This is a genomic window from Nocardia sp. NPDC049707, from assembly GCF_040674855.1.
Taxonomy (GTDB): Bacteria; Actinomycetota; Actinomycetes; order Mycobacteriales; family Mycobacteriaceae; genus Nocardia.
The window spans coordinates 11,944-29,068 of record NZ_JBFANN010000056.1 but is presented as its reverse complement, the minus strand read 5'-3'; the positions used below and the strand labels follow the sequence as shown (position 1 = coordinate 29,068).

General features: G+C 65.5%; 22 protein-coding genes. 10 read left to right on the top strand and 12 right to left on the bottom strand.

The genetic code is table 11. The features are described from left to right. Positions 1-21 precede the first annotated feature (21 nt). Entirely contained in the window at positions 22-510 is a 489-nt protein-coding gene (locus AB0J29_RS32845) for a hypothetical protein (RefSeq protein WP_364794465.1), read from the bottom strand. Between AB0J29_RS32845 and AB0J29_RS32840 the strand changes: the two genes are divergently transcribed. Next, complete coding sequence (locus AB0J29_RS32840) at positions 503-952, top strand: hypothetical protein (protein WP_364794463.1); 450 nt, start codon at positions 503-505, stop codon at positions 950-952. The genes AB0J29_RS32845 and AB0J29_RS32840 overlap by 8 nt on opposite strands. 83 nt (positions 953-1,035) lie before the next feature. After that, positions 1,036-1,707 carry a DUF6461 domain-containing protein gene (locus AB0J29_RS32835; RefSeq protein ID WP_364794462.1) on the top strand — a complete coding sequence of 224 codons (672 nt, stop codon included), beginning with the start codon at positions 1,036-1,038 and terminating at the stop codon, positions 1,705-1,707. A gap of 25 nt (positions 1,708-1,732) precedes the next feature. Here AB0J29_RS32835 and AB0J29_RS32830 read toward each other — a convergent pair whose 3' ends face one another. The 5 genes from AB0J29_RS32830 to AB0J29_RS32810 form a co-directional block, all read right to left on the bottom strand. Further along, on the bottom strand, positions 1,733-2,062 hold the full coding sequence (locus AB0J29_RS32830; RefSeq protein WP_364794493.1) for a DUF397 domain-containing protein: 330 nt from the start codon (positions 2,060-2,062) through the stop codon (positions 1,733-1,735). 10 nt (positions 2,063-2,072) lie between these two features. Next, a complete protein-coding gene (locus tag AB0J29_RS32825; RefSeq protein ID WP_364794460.1) occupies positions 2,073-2,630 on the bottom strand; it encodes a hypothetical protein in 558 nt (185 codons plus the stop codon). 142 nt (positions 2,631-2,772) lie between these two features. Continuing rightward, positions 2,773-3,843: a hypothetical protein gene (locus tag AB0J29_RS32820; RefSeq protein WP_364794458.1), complete on the bottom strand. Its 1,071-nt coding sequence runs from the start codon at positions 3,841-3,843 to the stop codon at positions 2,773-2,775. A gap of 113 nt (positions 3,844-3,956) precedes the next feature. Continuing rightward, a complete protein-coding gene (locus AB0J29_RS32815; protein WP_364794456.1) occupies positions 3,957-4,313 on the bottom strand; it encodes a DUF397 domain-containing protein in 357 nt (118 codons plus the stop codon). Beyond that, entirely contained in the window at positions 4,310-5,191 is an 882-nt protein-coding gene (locus AB0J29_RS32810; protein ID WP_364794455.1) for a Scr1 family TA system antitoxin-like transcriptional regulator, read from the bottom strand. Before AB0J29_RS32810 ends, AB0J29_RS32815 begins: the two co-directional genes overlap by 4 nt. Before the next feature lie 173 nt (positions 5,192-5,364). Between AB0J29_RS32810 and AB0J29_RS32805 the strand changes: the two genes are divergently transcribed. The 4 genes from AB0J29_RS32805 (at position 5,365) to AB0J29_RS32790 (ending at position 10,178) form a co-directional block, all read left to right on the top strand. Further along, positions 5,365-5,658: a hypothetical protein gene (locus AB0J29_RS32805; RefSeq protein WP_364794492.1), complete on the top strand. Its 294-nt coding sequence runs from the start codon at positions 5,365-5,367 to the stop codon at positions 5,656-5,658. 213 nt (positions 5,659-5,871) lie between these two features. Further along, positions 5,872-6,342, top strand: a complete 471-nt coding sequence (locus AB0J29_RS32800) for a DNA-directed RNA polymerase subunit beta (protein WP_364794454.1) — start codon at positions 5,872-5,874, stop codon at positions 6,340-6,342. A 166-nt stretch (positions 6,343-6,508) separates the two neighbouring features. Then, on the top strand, positions 6,509-7,180 hold the full coding sequence (locus AB0J29_RS32795) for a DUF4254 domain-containing protein (RefSeq protein WP_364794452.1): 672 nt from the start codon (positions 6,509-6,511) through the stop codon (positions 7,178-7,180). 13 nt (positions 7,181-7,193) lie between these two features. Next, on the top strand, positions 7,194-10,178 hold the full coding sequence (locus AB0J29_RS32790) for a Helicase associated domain protein (protein WP_364794451.1): 2,985 nt from the start codon (positions 7,194-7,196) through the stop codon (positions 10,176-10,178). Positions 10,179-10,190: 12 nt separating this feature from the next. Here the strand turns inward: AB0J29_RS32790 and AB0J29_RS32785 are convergent, their stop codons facing one another. The 4 genes from AB0J29_RS32785 to AB0J29_RS32770 form a co-directional block, all read right to left on the bottom strand. Beyond that, positions 10,191-10,502 (bottom strand): helix-turn-helix transcriptional regulator, encoded by a 312-nt coding sequence (locus tag AB0J29_RS32785; protein WP_364794450.1) that lies wholly within the window; start codon positions 10,500-10,502, stop codon positions 10,191-10,193. Beyond that, the gene (locus tag AB0J29_RS32780; protein ID WP_364794449.1) at positions 10,495-10,866 is read right to left on the bottom strand and encodes a type II toxin-antitoxin system RelE/ParE family toxin; all 372 of its coding nucleotides are present in this window, start codon (positions 10,864-10,866) and stop codon (positions 10,495-10,497) included. Before AB0J29_RS32780 ends, AB0J29_RS32785 begins: the two co-directional genes overlap by 8 nt. 86 nt (positions 10,867-10,952) lie before the next feature. Beyond that, positions 10,953-11,606 carry a response regulator transcription factor gene (locus AB0J29_RS32775; protein WP_364794448.1) on the bottom strand — a complete coding sequence of 218 codons (654 nt, stop codon included), beginning with the start codon at positions 11,604-11,606 and terminating at the stop codon, positions 10,953-10,955. Next, positions 11,603-12,967, bottom strand: coding sequence for a sensor domain-containing protein (locus AB0J29_RS32770; protein WP_364794446.1), 1,365 nt, complete (start codon positions 12,965-12,967; stop codon positions 11,603-11,605). The genes AB0J29_RS32775 and AB0J29_RS32770 overlap by 4 nt, the downstream gene beginning before the upstream one ends. 94 nt (positions 12,968-13,061) lie before the next feature. Here AB0J29_RS32770 and AB0J29_RS32765 point away from each other — a divergent pair, with 94 nt between their 5' ends. The 4 genes from AB0J29_RS32765 (at position 13,062) to AB0J29_RS32750 (ending at position 15,563) form a co-directional block, all read left to right on the top strand. After that, positions 13,062-13,400, top strand: coding sequence for a DUF4190 domain-containing protein (locus AB0J29_RS32765; protein WP_364794444.1), 339 nt, complete (start codon positions 13,062-13,064; stop codon positions 13,398-13,400). Positions 13,401-13,424: 24 nt separating this feature from the next. Beyond that, positions 13,425-13,595 carry a hypothetical protein gene (locus AB0J29_RS32760; RefSeq protein WP_364794443.1) on the top strand — a complete coding sequence of 57 codons (171 nt, stop codon included), beginning with the start codon at positions 13,425-13,427 and terminating at the stop codon, positions 13,593-13,595. An 81-nt stretch (positions 13,596-13,676) separates the two neighbouring features. Continuing rightward, positions 13,677-14,357, top strand: coding sequence for a TrmH family RNA methyltransferase (locus tag AB0J29_RS32755; RefSeq protein WP_364794441.1), 681 nt, complete (start codon positions 13,677-13,679; stop codon positions 14,355-14,357). Between the two features lie 117 nt (positions 14,358-14,474). Further along, on the top strand, positions 14,475-15,563 hold the full coding sequence (locus AB0J29_RS32750; protein ID WP_364794490.1) for a glycoside hydrolase family 76 protein: 1,089 nt from the start codon (positions 14,475-14,477) through the stop codon (positions 15,561-15,563). 3 nt (positions 15,564-15,566) lie between these two features. Here the strand turns inward: AB0J29_RS32750 and AB0J29_RS32745 are convergent, their stop codons facing one another. Both AB0J29_RS32745 and AB0J29_RS32740 read right to left on the bottom strand, forming a co-directional pair. After that, positions 15,567-16,250 carry a DedA family protein gene (locus tag AB0J29_RS32745; RefSeq protein WP_364794488.1) on the bottom strand — a complete coding sequence of 228 codons (684 nt, stop codon included), beginning with the start codon at positions 16,248-16,250 and terminating at the stop codon, positions 15,567-15,569. Positions 16,251-16,270: 20 nt separating this feature from the next. Next, a complete protein-coding gene (locus AB0J29_RS32740) occupies positions 16,271-16,999 on the bottom strand; it encodes a VTT domain-containing protein (RefSeq protein WP_364794440.1) in 729 nt (242 codons plus the stop codon). Between the last annotated feature and the right edge of the window lie 126 nt (positions 17,000-17,125).

The window sequence follows — 17,125 nt, the reverse complement described above, 5'->3', positions numbered from 1 at the left end:
GGGACATACGGCGAATCGTATTCACGCGATGTCTGAGCTGATTGGCCTACTCAGGTCCCGTACAGCGTCGTCGTATTGGTTGCGGTCGAACCGGAATGGACCGAACGCGCCATAGTCGCGTGTTCGGCGACCGGGTTGTTCGGAGCAGTCCCAGATCACAAGGTCGTCGGTGACGGTGATCTCGGCCAGGAGTGGCCAGCAGCCCCACTCACCGCATTCACACACGAGCACGGGTGTCTTCGATCCCGTTGCCATGGTGGACCTTCCGTGGAAATGGTCGTCCATCCGCAGGGACTGAGAGTACGCCGGGATGAGGCCACCGTATGCCCCACCTGCGGGCTGCATACCTGCGTCGAGTTCGAATCTGTCGATCAGATCGGTGAGCGGCACACCGTCGATACGTGGGACGACCCGGTCGCGTCGCACGATCGGGAGGATGCCAGCAAGGAGCCAGCGGCGGGGGTGGGGGAACTGGACTTGTATGTCGAACTGGATCTTATTGATGGCCATGGTGAACTCCGGTCTCGAGTGCGGAATCTCAGAACCGTGGTGGATCCGCCGTGTCACCGTAAAACGTTCTGAGATTCCGCCACGCGTGTATGGTCTCAAAATTCGTGGCATGTGCTGGTTGGCTGACCTCGGTGTTTCCGGTTTGTCTCAGGTCTTCGCGGCGAGGGTTTGTCTCAGTTCGATGGCATTTCCTCGGGACAGTGAGTTGGTCGGCGGGGTTCGGGATCTGATGGCGTCGAGGACATTCAGGCCGAGTGACGTCAGTGCCGCGCGGCCCCCTGCCGCTGCCCGGGGTGCGCGTGAAGCCGTCGACGACGCCGCCGCCATTCACCGCGCGGTGCTGTCCAGCGACAATCCCGCGGAAGCCATGGCTCGACGGAGGATGCAAATCGCGACAGAACGGGAACGGGCCGTCAGCCTCTACGCCAAGGCAAAGCCGTAATGAGCGCGGTGTCTCGAATTGTCCTCTGGCGGAGGAAGAAACGAGGCCGCCGATTGTCGGTAACACCTGCCATCATGCACGCTATGACGACTTCCGACCCCTTGGCCCCATTCCAGTGGCTCCACGGCGGTGACTGCCCGCTGGACGAGATCTTCACCGTAGCCTTCTTCCGCGGGCTCGACCCGTCGGAGGTGGTGCGCCGCTTCAGCCGCGGCGAGGACCACGGCCAGGAATCGGGCTTCGATGAGCTCATGGAGCAGGCCAGCGAGTTCTCCGTCAAGACCGGCGGAGGATCCGGGGGAGGCACCGTGGGTGTCGTGCAGGTCGGTGAGTGGAGCGTGGCCATCGAGCCGATCGGGTGGATGGCCACGCTCCCCGATGTCCTGGCCGAATTGTCGCGTCATTGTGAGGTACTGGCCATCACTCGGCACGACTACGCCGAAGACAGCCTCGCGTACGCGATCGACGGCACGATTGTCACGGGCTACCACCCCTTGGAGTGCCCTTACATTCGATACGGCTCCGAGCCCGACCGGCTCAACGGGTTCATGCGGGAACTCGGCATGACGCTGGACAAGCGGGACGACGAGCATGATTGCGACGACGAGTACGACTGGGACGAGAGTGATTCGGACGACGACTACTTTGCTGCCTTGCCGAGAGCTTTCGCCTTGGCCGCGAAGCTCACCCAGGTGCGGTTCACCCCGGAAATCCTCGATCGTGCGATGCTCGTCGGACCCGTCGCGTACAGGTGATCGTCCAGTAGCCGCTGGGATCGGCTCAGCTGCGGTTGAACTGACCGTCCGCGATGCCCTTGGCGAAGGCATCCCACTCGTCGGCGTTGTAGACCAGTTCTACGCCTTGGCCGGAGATCGTTGCTCCGCCGTCCCGATGGAGGGAGATCGCCACGCCTTCTCCCAACTCGTCGGACTTGGCGCTCAGGACGAGGTCGAGGAAGACAGGCCATTGTGCAGACAGAACGTAAACGACGGGCTGGTCGTCGACAGGACCGGTGTACTTGCTGTCACGGATGAGCACCCGTTCAGCGTCGAACTTCACCTCGACACATGTGTGCTCGGAGCCAGAGAACGATGACTTAAACCAGCCCACGCGCACGTAATTAGCCTAACTCACCCTCTACTTGCTTGATCAGGGCGAGCGACTCCTTGGGTTCGAGTGCTGACGCTCTGGCTTGGACGTACTGGTTCTTCAATGGCTCGATCAAGCCGGGCCAGCGAGCCCGTAGGGATTTCAGAAATGCCAGGAACTCGGTCCATCGCTTGCGATCTCGGATCCGGCAGTGGATCTTCCCAGTCGCCAGATCCAGGGCCCCGAGCAGGTGTCGCACACCGCGGGTGTGATGGTAGGTCGCGCGCAACCGTTTCGGTCTTCGTTGCCGGAACCAGCCACGGCCGGCGCGGGGTTGCAGATTCAACGGCCCGAACTCGTCCACGCAGATCACGCGCCCGTCGGCGGGCGGGTGGTCGAAGAGATCGAGAATCCGGTTCATATTCGCCGTGAATTCCGGGTCGGTACCAGCCTTCCAGGTCTTGACCGCCTGCCACGTTACCCCCTCGGCCTTCAAAATCTTGCGCAGCGTCTCGCGGCTGATTTCGGCGATTCCGTTGGCGGCCAGCACTTCTCGCAGTTTCGACAGCTCCACGTCGAGAACGGCCACCCGGGATCGTGGGGGCAGAACCGGGCGATGCAGGAGCCCCGATAACGACGCGTCTGTGTCGCGGCGGCGCATCTGGATTGGGGAGTCGGTCGGCGACAGGCTCTCTCGCCGAGGACAAGACGGTGCGGACTCGGCTGGTCCGTTATCGAGCGTTGTAGAGGTCGACGAACACCGCGGCGGACTTCAGGGCGTTGACACAGCCCCCTCGGGTGCTGATCTCGACGACATCGACCCACCGTTCTGGCTTGGTTTTGTCGAGATTGCGGACGTGCGGCGTCTGCCCCGTGTCAGGGTAGACGTCCAGCAAACAGGATCCGGCGGTGCTCGTGGCTCTGCTGGTGCTGCTGATGCGGGCGACGGCGGGACCTGTGAGCGGCACGACCTCCCCAGGGTTGTATTTGCGTGCGCCGTCAAGCATTTCGAGGGTTTTCTGGGTCGATACCCAGGATTGCCAGGTCGTGTCGTCGTCCTTGTCGAGCAGGAACTCGCACCAGTAGGGCCGCATGTTCGGGGTGACCTTCAGTCGGGGGCGGTCCTTGCTCAGCACCGACAGCACCGCGCACGGGTCCATGTTCGCCAACCGGGTGTTGATCGATAGCTTCGAGTTATTGCGTTGCGGTGCAGGTGATTTCAGTAAAGGTAGCGTCGCTCGGACGAATGGCAGCAGCTCGTCGCATGTCTCCACACCCTCGGTCCCCATCAAGTAATAGGTCACGCCCCCCAGCTGATGAGGCACGCTCGCCGAGCAGGCATCGCCGCCTCGCCTGATTCGCACCGGGACGCCATCGACCATGGTTTGCGGGCTCACGGTGTCAGAGACACCGACTTGGATGTAGACCTCGAAGAGGTGCTTCGGCCCGATCGAGGGGGAGTAGTGGACCTCGCATTCGTCGAAGTGCTGGCCTGGGCCGAAGTACGAAGACGCGCCGATCGTCTTGATCGCCGCCTCGTTGATGAGCGCGCATGCGTCCACCTGGCGAATACGATCCGACAGCGCCATGTCTGCCTGCAGCTCCGACGACAACGCGCGCCGATAGCCCGCCGTTGCCGGATCAGCGGGCTCGGGAAGCGCCAGGCCGCCGACGGCGTGAGAACAGCCAGTCAGCAGCGCAATCACCACTGTCAACAAGCTCACTATCGTTCGCGCGCCACGAACCGGCCACGTCGTGCGATCGTTGTAATCCGATTCGGTGACCAACACCGTTCCCCCCATACTCATAGGTTCCATTCCGGCGGCTGCAGTGAGCGACGGCGACGCTCAGGGGCGACGACACGACAACGGTCCCGTTTCGACGCGCTGACGAAACGGGACCGCTGGGATTCGGCTCAGCTGCGGTTGAATTGACCGTCCGCGACGCCCTTGGCGAAGGCATCCCACTCGTCGGCGTTATAGATCAGTGCCACGCCTTGGCCGGAGATCGTGGCTCCCCCGTCCTGGTGAAGGGAGATCGCCACGCCTTCATTCAGCCCGCCCGAGTTCGCGCTCAAAACCTGGTCGAGGAAGCCGGGCCACAACGTGGATGAAACGGACACGATCGGCTGCGTCGGTCCGGGGCCGGTGTATTTGCTGTCGCGGATAAGCACGCTGTTGCCGTTGAATCGGACTTCGACACATGACTGGGTTTCCGATGATCGAGAGGACTTGAACCAGCCTGCAGTGCATGTGGAATCCGACTTGCTCATATTGTCGACTTTATCCCACGGGCGATTGCCTTCACGCGGTCCAAGGTGGCTTCCTGGCTGAGCGCCTGCGACATAGCTCGATCGTGGATGACACCCAGATCGCGGACTCGGGTCTCGGTGTCTCGATCCTCGAGAAGTTCGCCGATGACGGTCGACTCATGCCAAGCGAGTGTCGGCAGGCGCGGGTTAGCGAAGTCGAGAAGATGAAACGTTGCCCCGCTGAAGATGGAGCGCTCGGTGGCGGTGAAAGGCATGAGCCTGACGTCAATCGTTTCAGAGTGGCGTTCGATGACGTCGGCAAGGTGAAGTAGTTGCTGGTGAAGGACGCCTGGTCCGCCGATCTGTTGGACGAGCGCAGCTTCCCCGATCACGGCGGATAGTTGCAGCGGGTCTTCACCGTCGAGCCGTTGCTGACGGCGCATTCGAACCTCTACCCGTTGCTCGACTTCGACCGGCAGCACCGTCGCGACCCCGGTGACCATCAGCGCCCGGATGTACTCCTCGCCCTGTAGTAGCCCAGGCATGAGGACGCTTTCATAAGTCCGGATTCGTTGGGCACCATGCTCCATCCCGTACAGGCGCAGTAGTTCCGACCCGAACAGACCGGAGTACTTTGCCCACCAGCCCCGCTCCTTCGCGGCGGATCGAAGTGCGAGCAGCTCGGTGGCTTCGTTCGCGTCGAACTCGAACAGCTTGATCAGCGACCGCAGCTTATCCTCCGCGGGGATCCGGCGGTCGCCCTCGATCAGGACCCAGTAGCCACGGGACAGCCCGACCTCGCTGACGATCGTCTTGGTGTCAATCCCCAGCTGTTCACGGCGTTGTCGCAGCCGCAGAGACAATTCCCAACTCGCTACGACCGGTGATATGGGTGCCACCGCCACTCCTCTCGTCGCTCGAACAGTACCCCAATGTGATGCCCAAGCGGTCTACATCTCAGGCATTGCACTTGTAACAGTTACAAGATATGTTCAGATTCATTGCCGGGGGCGAGTCTGAAGTTGATTCGGATATGTGCCATGCCCCGTATTCGCAGGTGAGGTGGGTGGAAGTGACGATCCGAAGCATCAATTCATCGCTGATGACCAGCGATCAGACCGAGCATCAAGCGAAGAGCGTGGGCGACGGCGGGTGGGTGGTCTCGTTCTTGCCGGGCCGGACGTTGACGATCGAGCAGGCTACGGCGGCGATGCAGGCTGCTGAAGCCGCTGCTGTTGTCGGGATGCTAGCGGGGGCAGTCGGCCTTACCGCGCTGGAGACGGTCGGTCTCGCGTTGCAGGAATCGCCGTGGGAAACACGGTCGGCCCGACCTCGCTTCGGCTTGCGACTACCGAGCTGGCGGTGAGGGGCGGCTCCCATGCTGTCCGTACTTCCAGCATCGGTGATCGGCCCGAAGCTGGGCGAAGCTCGCCGCCTTCTTCGCCCGCACCGCCCAGGGGGCCTGAGTAGTCGCGCTGCGGCTCATTCCATTCCCTCCCGAACTCCCATCTCTGGCTCGCGCGGATACGACCAGACGCCGAGCTGCACCGAATCCCTCAATGCGACAAGAGGTCTCGACATGGATCAATCAGCGTTCGGCGACACCCCGCTGTCCCGGTGCCGGTTCTACCGGCAGGTGTGCGATCTGCCCGCGGTGGTCGACACACCGCAGCTCGGGCGGATCATCGTCAAGGCCGGGATCGTGCTGGCGCTGATGATGCCCGCGCCGCTCGGGCAGGCGGTGCGGACTCAGCTGCGGCAGCGGCATCAGGAAATCGGCCCGATCATGTCGCATCCGCGCTCGAATCGGTGGAGCTATTTGGTCCGACCCGATCTACCCGATGACGACCGGCTGTTCGCGGAGATGTGGCGGATCCACGTCTCGGTCGTGCGGCCGGGATGCGATATCGCGCTGCCGTCGCCGACCGAGCACTGCGCGGAGTTTCGGGTATGGGTCGAGCCGCCGTGCGACACGTTTCGTCCGTCCGGTCTGGCGGTGGTCGACGCGATCCGCGTGGTCACCATGCGGAGGGCGCGGACCCATGCCTGACGACGCGAACACGGCTGACGGCGCGAGTCGAGGGCCGAAGGACGAGAGTGCCGGTAGCCACGCGCGACTCGGGAGCACCGCCGACAGTCCGAACCGCCGGCCTGCGGACGAACGCGCAGGGCGGTCGAGCGCTGCCGATCACGCACTGCCGTCGCGTGATTCGATAATGGACGCATGTCGGCGGCGCTCGCCGCAGGGCCATCCGGTGCTGCGGGCGGTCGGCGAGCTGGTCCGCTTGCATGAGCGGTGGGTGGCCGAACCGGATCGAACCCGCGAACTCGACCGCGCCCGTGCGGAATTGGTCCACGACATCGATTGCTGGGTGGCGCGCTCGCTGCCGGTCGCCCACGGTGGTGCTCGATTGCACACCGAAACGGTGGGAGCCGTCCTCGACCGGATCGCCCAACTATCCCTGTGCGCTGACGCGGCATTGGCCCGAGCCGGCACCGACGAATGCCACGCGGCCTGGACCCGGCTGGCCCAATTGGCCGAGGGATACCGGGATCTCGCCGAGGAGATAGGCGCGGGCATTCGGCGTTTGCCCGACTGGGTCCCGGCCTATGCCGGGCTGCCGCTGGTGGGCGGAACTACGGCTGACGCGCAACTGCCGCAACGGATTCCGCGGGTCGGTCCGCCGGTGGCGTACGCCGGCGCGCCGCCGGAAACGGTCGAGCGCTTCGCCGACGCTGTCCGTCGATGGGCAGCGGCACCCGAATTGTCGCGGTGTCGGCCTGCGGGGAACTCCGGTATGCCGGACGCCTCCGGCCCGTGCCGCGACGGCGAAAACCGGGATCGTGGCCCGGAGCCGGACGCACCGGCCGATACCTACGCTACGTAATCGAGAAATGCCGATGGGAGCTGTCGTGCCGGGTGCGCAGGAGTCACGCACGGGGTTGTGGCCGCATCAAGTCCAGGCCGTCGAGCAGGTATGCGCCGAGCTGGCCCGGGCGGGCCGGGCCACGGCGGTGGCGGCGTGCGGGACCGGGAAAACGCTTGTCGGCGCGGAATGCTCGGCGCGACTGGTACTCGGCGGTGCGGTGCTCGTGCTGGTGCCGACGGTGGAACTGCTGTCCCAGACCGCGCACGCCTATGCGCGGCATCTCGGCGCGGCGGCCGGAACCATCGCCGCGGTGTGCGGCGATAAGCGGGCCACCGACGCCGCGGCGAAGCTGCGCGCGGATATGGTCGGCCTGCACGCTCCGGTGACCACGAATCCGGCCGAACTCGCGGAACTGGTCGAAAACCACACTCGCACCACGGTTTTCGCCACCTACGCCAGCCTTCCGGTGGTCGTGGCCGCGCACCTGGCGCCGTGGGATCTGGTGGTGGTCGATGAGGCACACCGCACCGCGGGCATCCGGGGTCAATGGGCTCAGGTCCACGACGATCGACTGGTTCCGGCGCGGCGGCGGCTGTATCTGACCGCTACCCCACGGATCATGGCGGTCGGTGGCGCCGACATCGTGAGCATGGACGACGCCTCGGTCTTCGGCCCGCAGGTCTTCCACTTGCCGTTCGCCGGGGCGATCGAGGCGGGCCTGCTGGCCGACTACCGGGTGGCGGTCGTGACGGTCACCGACACCGAGGTCGCGAAACTCACCGCGGCACAGCAACTGGTGACCATCGACGGCCGTGCGATGCCGGCCCGCACCCTGGCCATGCAGATCGCATTGGCCAAAGCGATTCGCGACTACCGGCTGCGGCGAGTGATCACCTATCACGGCCGGGTGCGGTCGGCGACCCGATTCGCCACCGGTCTGGCCACCGCGATCGACTTGCTCCCGCACAGCGAGCAGCCACCACAGCCCGTGCATGCCCGCTGGGTCAGCGGCGATATGGCACCGGCCAGCCGACGCGCGGCGCTCGCGTTGCTGCGGAATCCGCAGGATGCGACAGTGGTGATTTCGAACGCGCGGGTGCTGGCCGAGGGCGTGGACGTCCCGGCGCTGGATGCGGTGATGTTCGCCGATCCCCGCGATTCGACCACCGATGTGGTGCAGGCGGTGGGACGAGCGCTGCGGCGCAATGGCGATTCCGGCAAGGTCGCCACCATCATCGTGCCGATCTTCCTGACCGAAGGCGAGGATCCGCGGGCCGCGCTGGACGGTTCGGAATTCGACACGGTGTGGCGAGTGGTGCGGGCGCTGCGCGCCCACGACGAGCGGATCGCCGACTATCTCGACCAGCGGCGCCAGCAGGCGTGGGCGCGCGGGCTGGCACGCCGCGAACCGGCCGAGCCGCCACCGTGGCTGCTGATCGACGGCCACCCGGCTCGCATCGGCGACGAGTTCCACCGGTCGATCCTGCTGCGTACGGTGGAAACCACGACCTCGTCCTGGTTCGAGAACTATGGCGCGCTGCGGGCATTCCACGCCGAGCACGGTCACGGTGACGTGCCCTACGACTACCGCACACCGGATGGGCGAGCCCTCGGTCACTGGCTCGCGCACTGCCGCAGTGACTTTCGTGCCGGCCGGTTACCCGACAAGCGGGCCGCGAAACTGGCCGAATTGGGGATCACCTGGGCGCCGTTCACCAGCGAGTGGGCGGCGTGGCTGGCCGCGCTGGGCGAGTTCCGGGCGGCATACGGGCACAGCGATGTTCCCTACGGTCATATGACCGCCGACGGGCGGGCGCTCGGGACCTGGCTGAGCGCATGCAGTCGCAGGCACCGCACCGGGGAACTCTCCGCCGAGCGGACCGCCGCGCTGGAAGCCCTCGGGGTTGATTGGGATCGGGGCGCCAGCCGCCGCGAACACCGGTGGGAGACGGGCCTGGCCGCGTTGCGCGAACACCACGCTCAGGCTGGTGACGCGAATCCGACCATCTATTACGTGACGGCTGACGGATTTCCGCTCGGCCAGTGGCTCAACGATCGCCGCGAGGCGCGCAAAGCCGGGCGGCTGCCGGACGATCAGTTCACGATCCTGGAAGCACTTGGGGTGCAATGGCATCCGGCCATCAGCAAACGAAACAGTCGGTGGGAGCGCGCCCTTGCCGCGCTGACGACCTACCGTGGGCATTACGGGCACACGAACGTCCACGCCACCTATATGACGCCGGACGGGTTCGGCCTCGGCAAATGGCTGCATCGGCGGCGCGGCGAGTACCGAGCCGGGACATTGCCCGCCGATCGGGTGCGGCAGCTCGAAGTGGCGGGCATCGACATGGCGGCCGAAGGTTGGGGCCGCCAGCTGTGGATCCATCATCTGGAGGCGCTGGATCAGTTCCGGCGCGAACACGGCCACGCCAACCCCGTCCAGCGCTACCGCGCTCCGGACGGCTTCCTGCTCGGTACCTGGATCGGCAAGTGCCGCAAGGGCTATCGCGACGGGATGTTGAGCGCCGAACAGATCGACGAGCTGCGGGCGCGCGGCGTGGACCTCGGTCCACAGCCGGGTGGCGGCCCCCAGCGCAAGCAGGCGCGATGGGAGTCAGGGCTGCGCGAGCTGACGAAGTTTCGCCGCGCACGCCCGCACGCGACCGTTACCTCCTCGGACATCACCGCGGACGGGTTCCGGCTCGGTGCCTGGCTGGCGGACTGCCGACGTGATTACCGCGATGGACGACTGTCCGCCGAACAGGCCGCCGCCCTTGCCGCGCTCGGCGTCGACCTGCGCGCACGGCGCGCCGCCTGGGCGGACCGGATCGCCCAGCTCGCCGAGTACCGGCGCGAGCACGGTACGGCCGACGTGCCCGGCGATTACACCGTCGACGGCGCCCCACTCGGCGCGTGGCTGTCGAAACAGCGCACCAAACTCGCGCGCGACCAGCTCAGCGCAGCCAGAGCCGCGCAGTTACGCGCGCTCGGCGTCGAATCGGCGACGCGGGGATGATCCGGTCGCGGATCAGGCGGCGTCGGTCTTCTCGAAGCGAGCGACGAACCGCAGTTCGAGTGCGTGCGCCAACCGGTCCAGCATGCCGATCGTGGGTGTGCCGCCGCCGGACTCGAGCCGGGAAACGTCGGGTTGGTGCAGTCCGGCACGCTGGGCCAACTGCGACTGGGTGAGCCCGAGCTCCAGCCGCCGTTCGCGGATCGCGTTCGCGAGTTCGATGGCCAGCAGCGCTTCCGCGCGACCGGCGTCGTACTCCGCCGCGTCGAAGCCGGGCCGGTTGACTCGTTCCCGACGCAGGTCGTTCATGGACGTGTCGTCAGTCATCGTCGCCTACCTCCCTATCGAAGTCGATTCGGGCGTGGTCATGTTCGGCCTCGCACACCTTCCGCAATGCCTTCGCGCGTTCGACCTGAATGGTCTCCCGCATCTGAGTTTTGCGGAACACCGTCAGCAGCACCACCCGTCGCCCCGGCGCAAGCCAGTACGTGATGCGCATCTCCCGTGGATGCAGGTGGAATCGCAGTTCCCGCACGCCGTCGCCGAGGTTCCGGGACCAAGGTTCGCCCAGCGTCTCCGCGTGCTCCGCAAGCATGCCCACGTATGTATCCACGCGACCGAAGTCTCGGTCTGACAGCGAACTCAACCAATCGGCCACCTCCGGTTCGACCTCGACCACATAGAGGCTCATGGGATCGATCCTATATAGTGTGAACCCTATATTCAACTGTGCATCGTTGCTGCCCAATGATCTGCGGGCAGCGTGGACGAGCCGACTCAGCCCTTCAGCCGCAGGACCGCGAGCACCCGGCGGTGATGGGCGTCCGATGGCGGCAGATCGAGTTTGGTGAAGATATTGCCGATATGTTTTTCCACCGCGCGCTCGGTGACCGTGAGTGCGGTCGCGATCGCATTGTTCGACAGTCCCTGTGCCATCAGTTCGAGGACCTCCCGCTCGCGGGGGGTCAGCCGGGCGAGCGAATCCTGTTGGCGTGCAGCACCCATCAGCTGACTCACCACCTCCGGGTCGAGCGCGGTGCCGCCGGTGGCGACGCGGTCCAGGGCGTCGACGAAGTCGCGGACGTCGGCCACTCGATCCTTGAGCAGATAGCCGACGCCGCTGGCGCCACCGGCGAGAAGTTCGGTGGCGTAGCGGGTTTCGATCCACTGGGAGAACACCAGCACGCCGGTGAGCGGATATTTGCGGCGCAATTCGATGGCCGCGAGCAGCCCCTCGTCGGTGAAGGTCGGCGGCATCCGCACATCCACCACGGCCACGTCGGGGTTGTGGGTGCCGACCACATCGCTCAAGGTGGTGGCGTCGCCGACGATCGCGACGACCTCGTGGCCGCGCTCGGTCAGCAGCCCGGCCAGTCCGTCACGCAGGATCACATTGTCCTCCGCGATAACCACGCGCAGTGGCGTACTCATCGCGGACCGGCCTTCGGCAGCAGGATGGTCACCACGGTCGGCCCGCCGGTCGGACTCTGCACCGTGAGCGTGCCGTCCACCGCACGCGCTCGCGCGGCGAGTCCGGAAAGTCCGCTGCCGGCAGCATATTCTCCGTCGGTCGGTTGCCGGACACCGCCGATTCCGTTGTCGCGCACCGTGACCGCGATGGTGCGTGCATCGGTCGGGATCACCGACACCCATGCGCTGGTGGCATTCGCATGTTTGAGCACATTGGTGAGCAGTTCGGCGACCGAGAAGTAGGCGATCGCCTCGATGGCCGGATTCGGCCGCTGCGGCAGGTGAACCCGGAGTTCCACCGGCAGGGCACACCGCGCGACCAGCGTCTCCAGCGCGGGCTCCAGCCCCAACTCGAGTGCGGGCGGATGGATTCCGCGCACCACTTCGCGCAATTCGGTCAGCGCCTCCTTGGAATTGGCGCGTGCGTCGGCGATCAGGTCGCGCGCGTCGTCGCCGTGGGAGATCCGCTCCTCGGCCCGGCCAAGGGCCATCGCGATGGTGACCAAGCGTGCTTGGGTGCCGTCGTGCAGGTCGCGTTCCACCCGGCGCAGTGTCGCCGCCGAATCCGCAACCGCCGCACGCCGACTCGCCCGCAACTCGACCAGCTGCCGGTCCCGCGCCGTCGCCGACAGCAATGCGATGGTAAGCAGCCCGTGCACCCAGCACACCGCGCGCAGCAGCCACGGCAGTGCGAAACAGCCGATAATGCCGACCGCGGACAGCAGCAGCACCCGCGGCCAGGTTTCGACATAGAACGATCCGAACTGGGCCACCGAATGATGCGCGACGCCGTTCTCGTCGATATTCGTCGGGTTGTCCAGCAACCACAGGATGGGCAAGAGCGCCGTGACTACCGTGATACTCATCACGACCAGCACCAGAAAACCGCCGACCACACCGAGTGCGGCCTGCGCGAACAGGAACAGCACGGCCCGCCAACTCGCGAGGTCGGTGAACGCGCTCTTCAAGAATCCGAAAAGGCCCGGCCGCGGCACATTGGGCGGCGGTGCGTCCACTGGTGTATCCAGCAGACTTTTTGCCAGCGCGCGATACACCTGCCCCCATACCCGTGCGCCCAGAATCACCAGCGCCAGGATCGGGATGCCGACGAGGAAGATCGAGGCGAACAAACCGCCGCCGAATCCGAAGAACAAATAGCAGATAGCAAGCAGGCCGATCGCGAAAGCCATGCATACATAGGCGAGTTGTTTCCACGTCCTGGCCTGGATCGGCGCCCGCAGCACCGCGCGCAGCACCTCTCGCGCGTCCGGAACGGTCTTGCCGGTCGGCGCGTCGAGTATGAGGGTTTCTGTCTCCGTCATGGCTCCATGATTGTCGCGATCACGGCGGCGTTCGATCGAGCTGACTGCCGAATCCGAGGTGTGGCCAGCTACACCACCAACTACCATCCTGCGCATGAACTATCCGCCGCCACCGCAGTACGGGTCGCCGTACGGCTACCCGGCCTATGGTCCGCCGCAGGATCATCCGCAGGCCATCACGATCATGATCCTCGGCATTCTCGGCCTGCTGCTGTGTCAGTTCCTCGGGCCGGCCGCGTGGGTGATGGGGCGCAAGGCGCTCAAGGAGATCGATGCCTCCGGCGGCGCCATCGGTGGTCGCGGCACTGTCCAGGCCGGATACATCTGCGGCATCATCGCCTCCATGCTGCTGATCCTGACCGTTCTGTTCATTGTCCTCATGGTGGTCCTCATGGCGATCGGTGCCTTCAGCTCCTCGTCCTCGACCTACTAGATATCGCCGGATTCCGGCCACGCGATGGCGGAATTCGATCGAGCTGGTCGGCCCATTGCCAAGGTTGTCCCACTTACCCGCCGTGTCGACCGCACCGCGGGCGGTTCGCTGCGCGGCAAGCTCATGCTGGATCCCGACTGGGATTCCGCGGAGACCAACGCCGCCATAGCCGATGACTTCGGGCTGCGCTCGTGAGCCTGCTGCTCGACACGCACGTGGTGCTGTGGTGGCTGACCGCTGACGCCGCAGGGTACGGCCGGAATTAGCATCGTCTGGGTGAGCTACCCCGCGCCGGATACGGCCGAGCAACCAGGCCCCACCGAATGGGGCGAGCACCCGCACGGTGTCGGACCGTGGACGCAAGAGCACGGGGATGCCCCGCCCGAGGACCCACGCTACGACCCGGAGCTGCTCGCCGGCGGTGACCGCCGCAATGTCGTCGACGCCTACCGCTACTGGTCGCGCGAGGCGATCATCGCCGATATCGACCGCCGCCGACATCCGTTCCACGTCGCCATCGAAAACTTCGGCCACGATGCGAATATCGGCACCGTGGTGCGCACCGCCAATGCCTTCGCCGCGGCCGCGGTGCACATTGTCGGCCGGCGGCGCTGGAATCGCCGCGGCGCCATGGTCACCGACCGCTACCAGCACATCGAACATCACTGCGATATCGGCGAGCTACTCGCCTTCGCGCAGCGGGAAGATCTGACCGTGGTCGCGGTGGACAATGTGCCGGGCTCGGTTCCGCTGGAAACCGTCGAGTTGCCGCGCCGCTGCCTGCTGCTGTTCGGGCAGGAAGGGCCGGGTGTCACCGAACATGCCAAGGGTGCGGCCGCGCTGACGGTTTCGATCGCACAGTTCGGTTCGACGCGCAGTATCAATGCCGGAGTCGCGGCCGGCATCGCAATGCACGCATGGATTCGGCAACATGGCGATTTGACGTCAGCTTGGTAACGAAAAGATCGGTATTAATCGGCTCGAAGCTGGCACCATTGACCCATGACCTCGCCGAGACCGGATATCGCGCGCGATGCAGTCCCCACGCCCGTGCTGTGGTCGGAGCGCGCGGATATGGCCGAATCCGCGATCATCTCGCGGCATCTACGCACGCTATGGGGCGTGCCCGGTACCGAATTGGGTGTCGTCGGTTGGCCGGCGACGCGTCGTGAGCGGGCCTTCGCGTCCTGGCACTACTGGTGGCAGGCACATCTGATCGACTGCGCGGTCGATGCCGCCAACCGGACGCCGACGCCGATGCGACGCAAGCGAATCGCCGCGATAGCGCGGGCACATCGGCGGCGCAATATCACCGGGTGGACCAATGACTACTACGACGATATGGCCTGGCTGGCAATCGCTTTGGAGCGGGCCGAGCGAACCCAGGGCATTACCGAGGCGCGCGGCGGCCTGATCGCACTCGAGCGGGAGCTGTACGGCGCTTGGGATCCGGCGGGTGGCGGTGGGGTGCCGTGGCGGGTCGACTCCGACTATTTCAATGCCCCCGCCAACGGCCCGGCCGCGATCGCGCTGCTGCGCCTCGGGCGCCATGTCCGCGCGCAGGAAATGGCGGACTGGATCGATGCGACGTTGTGCGACAAGGAATCCGGCCTGATCCTGGACGGAATCCACTTGCCCTCCGGTGAGATCGAGCGCCCGACCTACACCTACTGCCAGGGCGTGGTGCTCGGCCTGGAGGCGGAGCTCGCGGTGCACACCGGCGAGCAGCGCCACAGCGAACGGGTGCACCGACTGCTCACCGCGGTCGAGGAGCAGATGACCACCGATGGGGTGATCACCGGCGGCGGTGGCGGCGACGGCGGCCTGTTCAATGGAATCCTGGCCCGCTACCTCGCCGTGGTCGCGCTGATGCTGCCCGGCGATGAGCGCGACCAAGTGGCCGATCGGCTGACTGCGGCGGCCATTGTCCGCGCCAGCGCCGCGGCGGCTTGGGCGAACCGGCTCGAGTTCGAGGGTGAGCCGCTGTTCGGGCACGACTGGAGCAAACCCGCCCAGTTACCCGGCGGCCCGTCCGGCGCCGGCCATTTCACCGCGGGCGGTTCGGTGACCTCGTCGCGGGTGCCCGAACGCGATCTGTCGGTGCAACTGTCGGGTTGGCTGCTGATGGAGGCGGCCTACCTGGTCAGTGCCGCGGGGCTGTAGGTATCAACACTCGGTTTCCAGCATGGCGATGGGTACGGTGTCGAGGTCGAAATCCTCGGCGGGTTTGGCGATCTCCTGGCGGTAGTGCCGGATGCCGATGCCGGTTCCGATGATCAGGCCGACCACCAGGGTGCCGATGACTCCTGGCATCAGCCACGGCACCCGATCCAGGAAACTGCCCGCGTAGTAGCCGATGAGTAGTAGCACCGGCGCCCAGATGACGGCGCCGAGGCTGCTGGCCACGGTGTACTTGCGGTGATCCATGCGCGCCGCGCCCGCGACCATTGGGCACAGCGTGCGCACCCAGGGGATCCAGCGCGAAATCAGCACCGCGAGGAAACCGTGCCGCTGCAACAGTTCGGTGACGCGCGACAGGTTGCGGGCGTTGATGTAGCGGCCGTTCTTCCTGGCCACCAGATGATGGCCGGTGCGGTGCCCGATGACGTAGCCGACCTGGTTGCCCGCGATCGCCGCGAGCATCGCGCCGATGGACAGCACCCAGACATGGGCTTCGCCCGTGGCATTGGCGGCCATCACGATGCCCGCCGTGATCAGCATCGAGTCACCCGGCAGGAACAACCCGATGATCAACGCGCATTCGAGGAAGACGAAGGTCAGCACCACCGTCCAGACGAGCGCGGGCCCCGCCGAGGTCAGCGGATCGAAACTGCCCACTGCTAGGGGCAACTGCGCCGTGGACACCGGGCTCAGTGGGTCGGCTCGTTCGTCGAGGCGGTCAGCGCGGCGTCGTGCTGAGCGGCCTCGTCGGTGTTCGATTCGCGGTTGAGCACCTTCTTGGCGACCGCGATGATGCCGGGCAGGATCGAGATAAAGACGATGAGCAGGAAGATCGGCTCGATGTTCTTGCGAATGAATTCGATATTGCCGAGGAAGTAGCCGAGCACCGTGACACCGCCGCCCCACAGGATGGCGCCGACGATGTCGAAGGTGACGAACTTGCGGTAATCCATCTTGGATACCCCGGCCAGCACCGGCATGAACGTGCGCACGATCGGCACGAAACGAGCCAGGATGATCGTCTTCGGCCCGTACTTTTCGAAGAAGGCGTGCGTCTCGGTGACGTAATGCTTTTTGAAGAACCGGGTGTCTTCCTTGTGGAACAGTGCGGGCCCGATCGCCCGGCCGATCCAATAGGCGCATTGATCACCGGCGAACGCAATCACCATGACGGCGGGCAACAGCAACCAGATCGACACCGGCGGATTGTCCGTCGCGGACAGCAGGCCGCCGGTGAACAGCAGCGAATCACCCGGCAGGATCGGGAAGAGCAGACCGGTCTCGATGAAGACGATCACCAGGATCGCCGGGAGTACCGCGTTCTTGAGCCACGTCTCCGTGAGCAGGTGCAGCGGGTCCAGCAACTGGGTCAATGCGACGTTGCTAGTCACCGATTCGGTCGCTGCCAGCAGTATCACGCGGCCTCCTGTCACGGGTACGGCTGGCGACATTGCTTGCCACCGCATCGGAAGCTGCCAGCGCAATTACCCGGCCAACAGTACCGGGTCCAACTGAGAAACCTCTTGCTGTACGAAAAGTTCGAT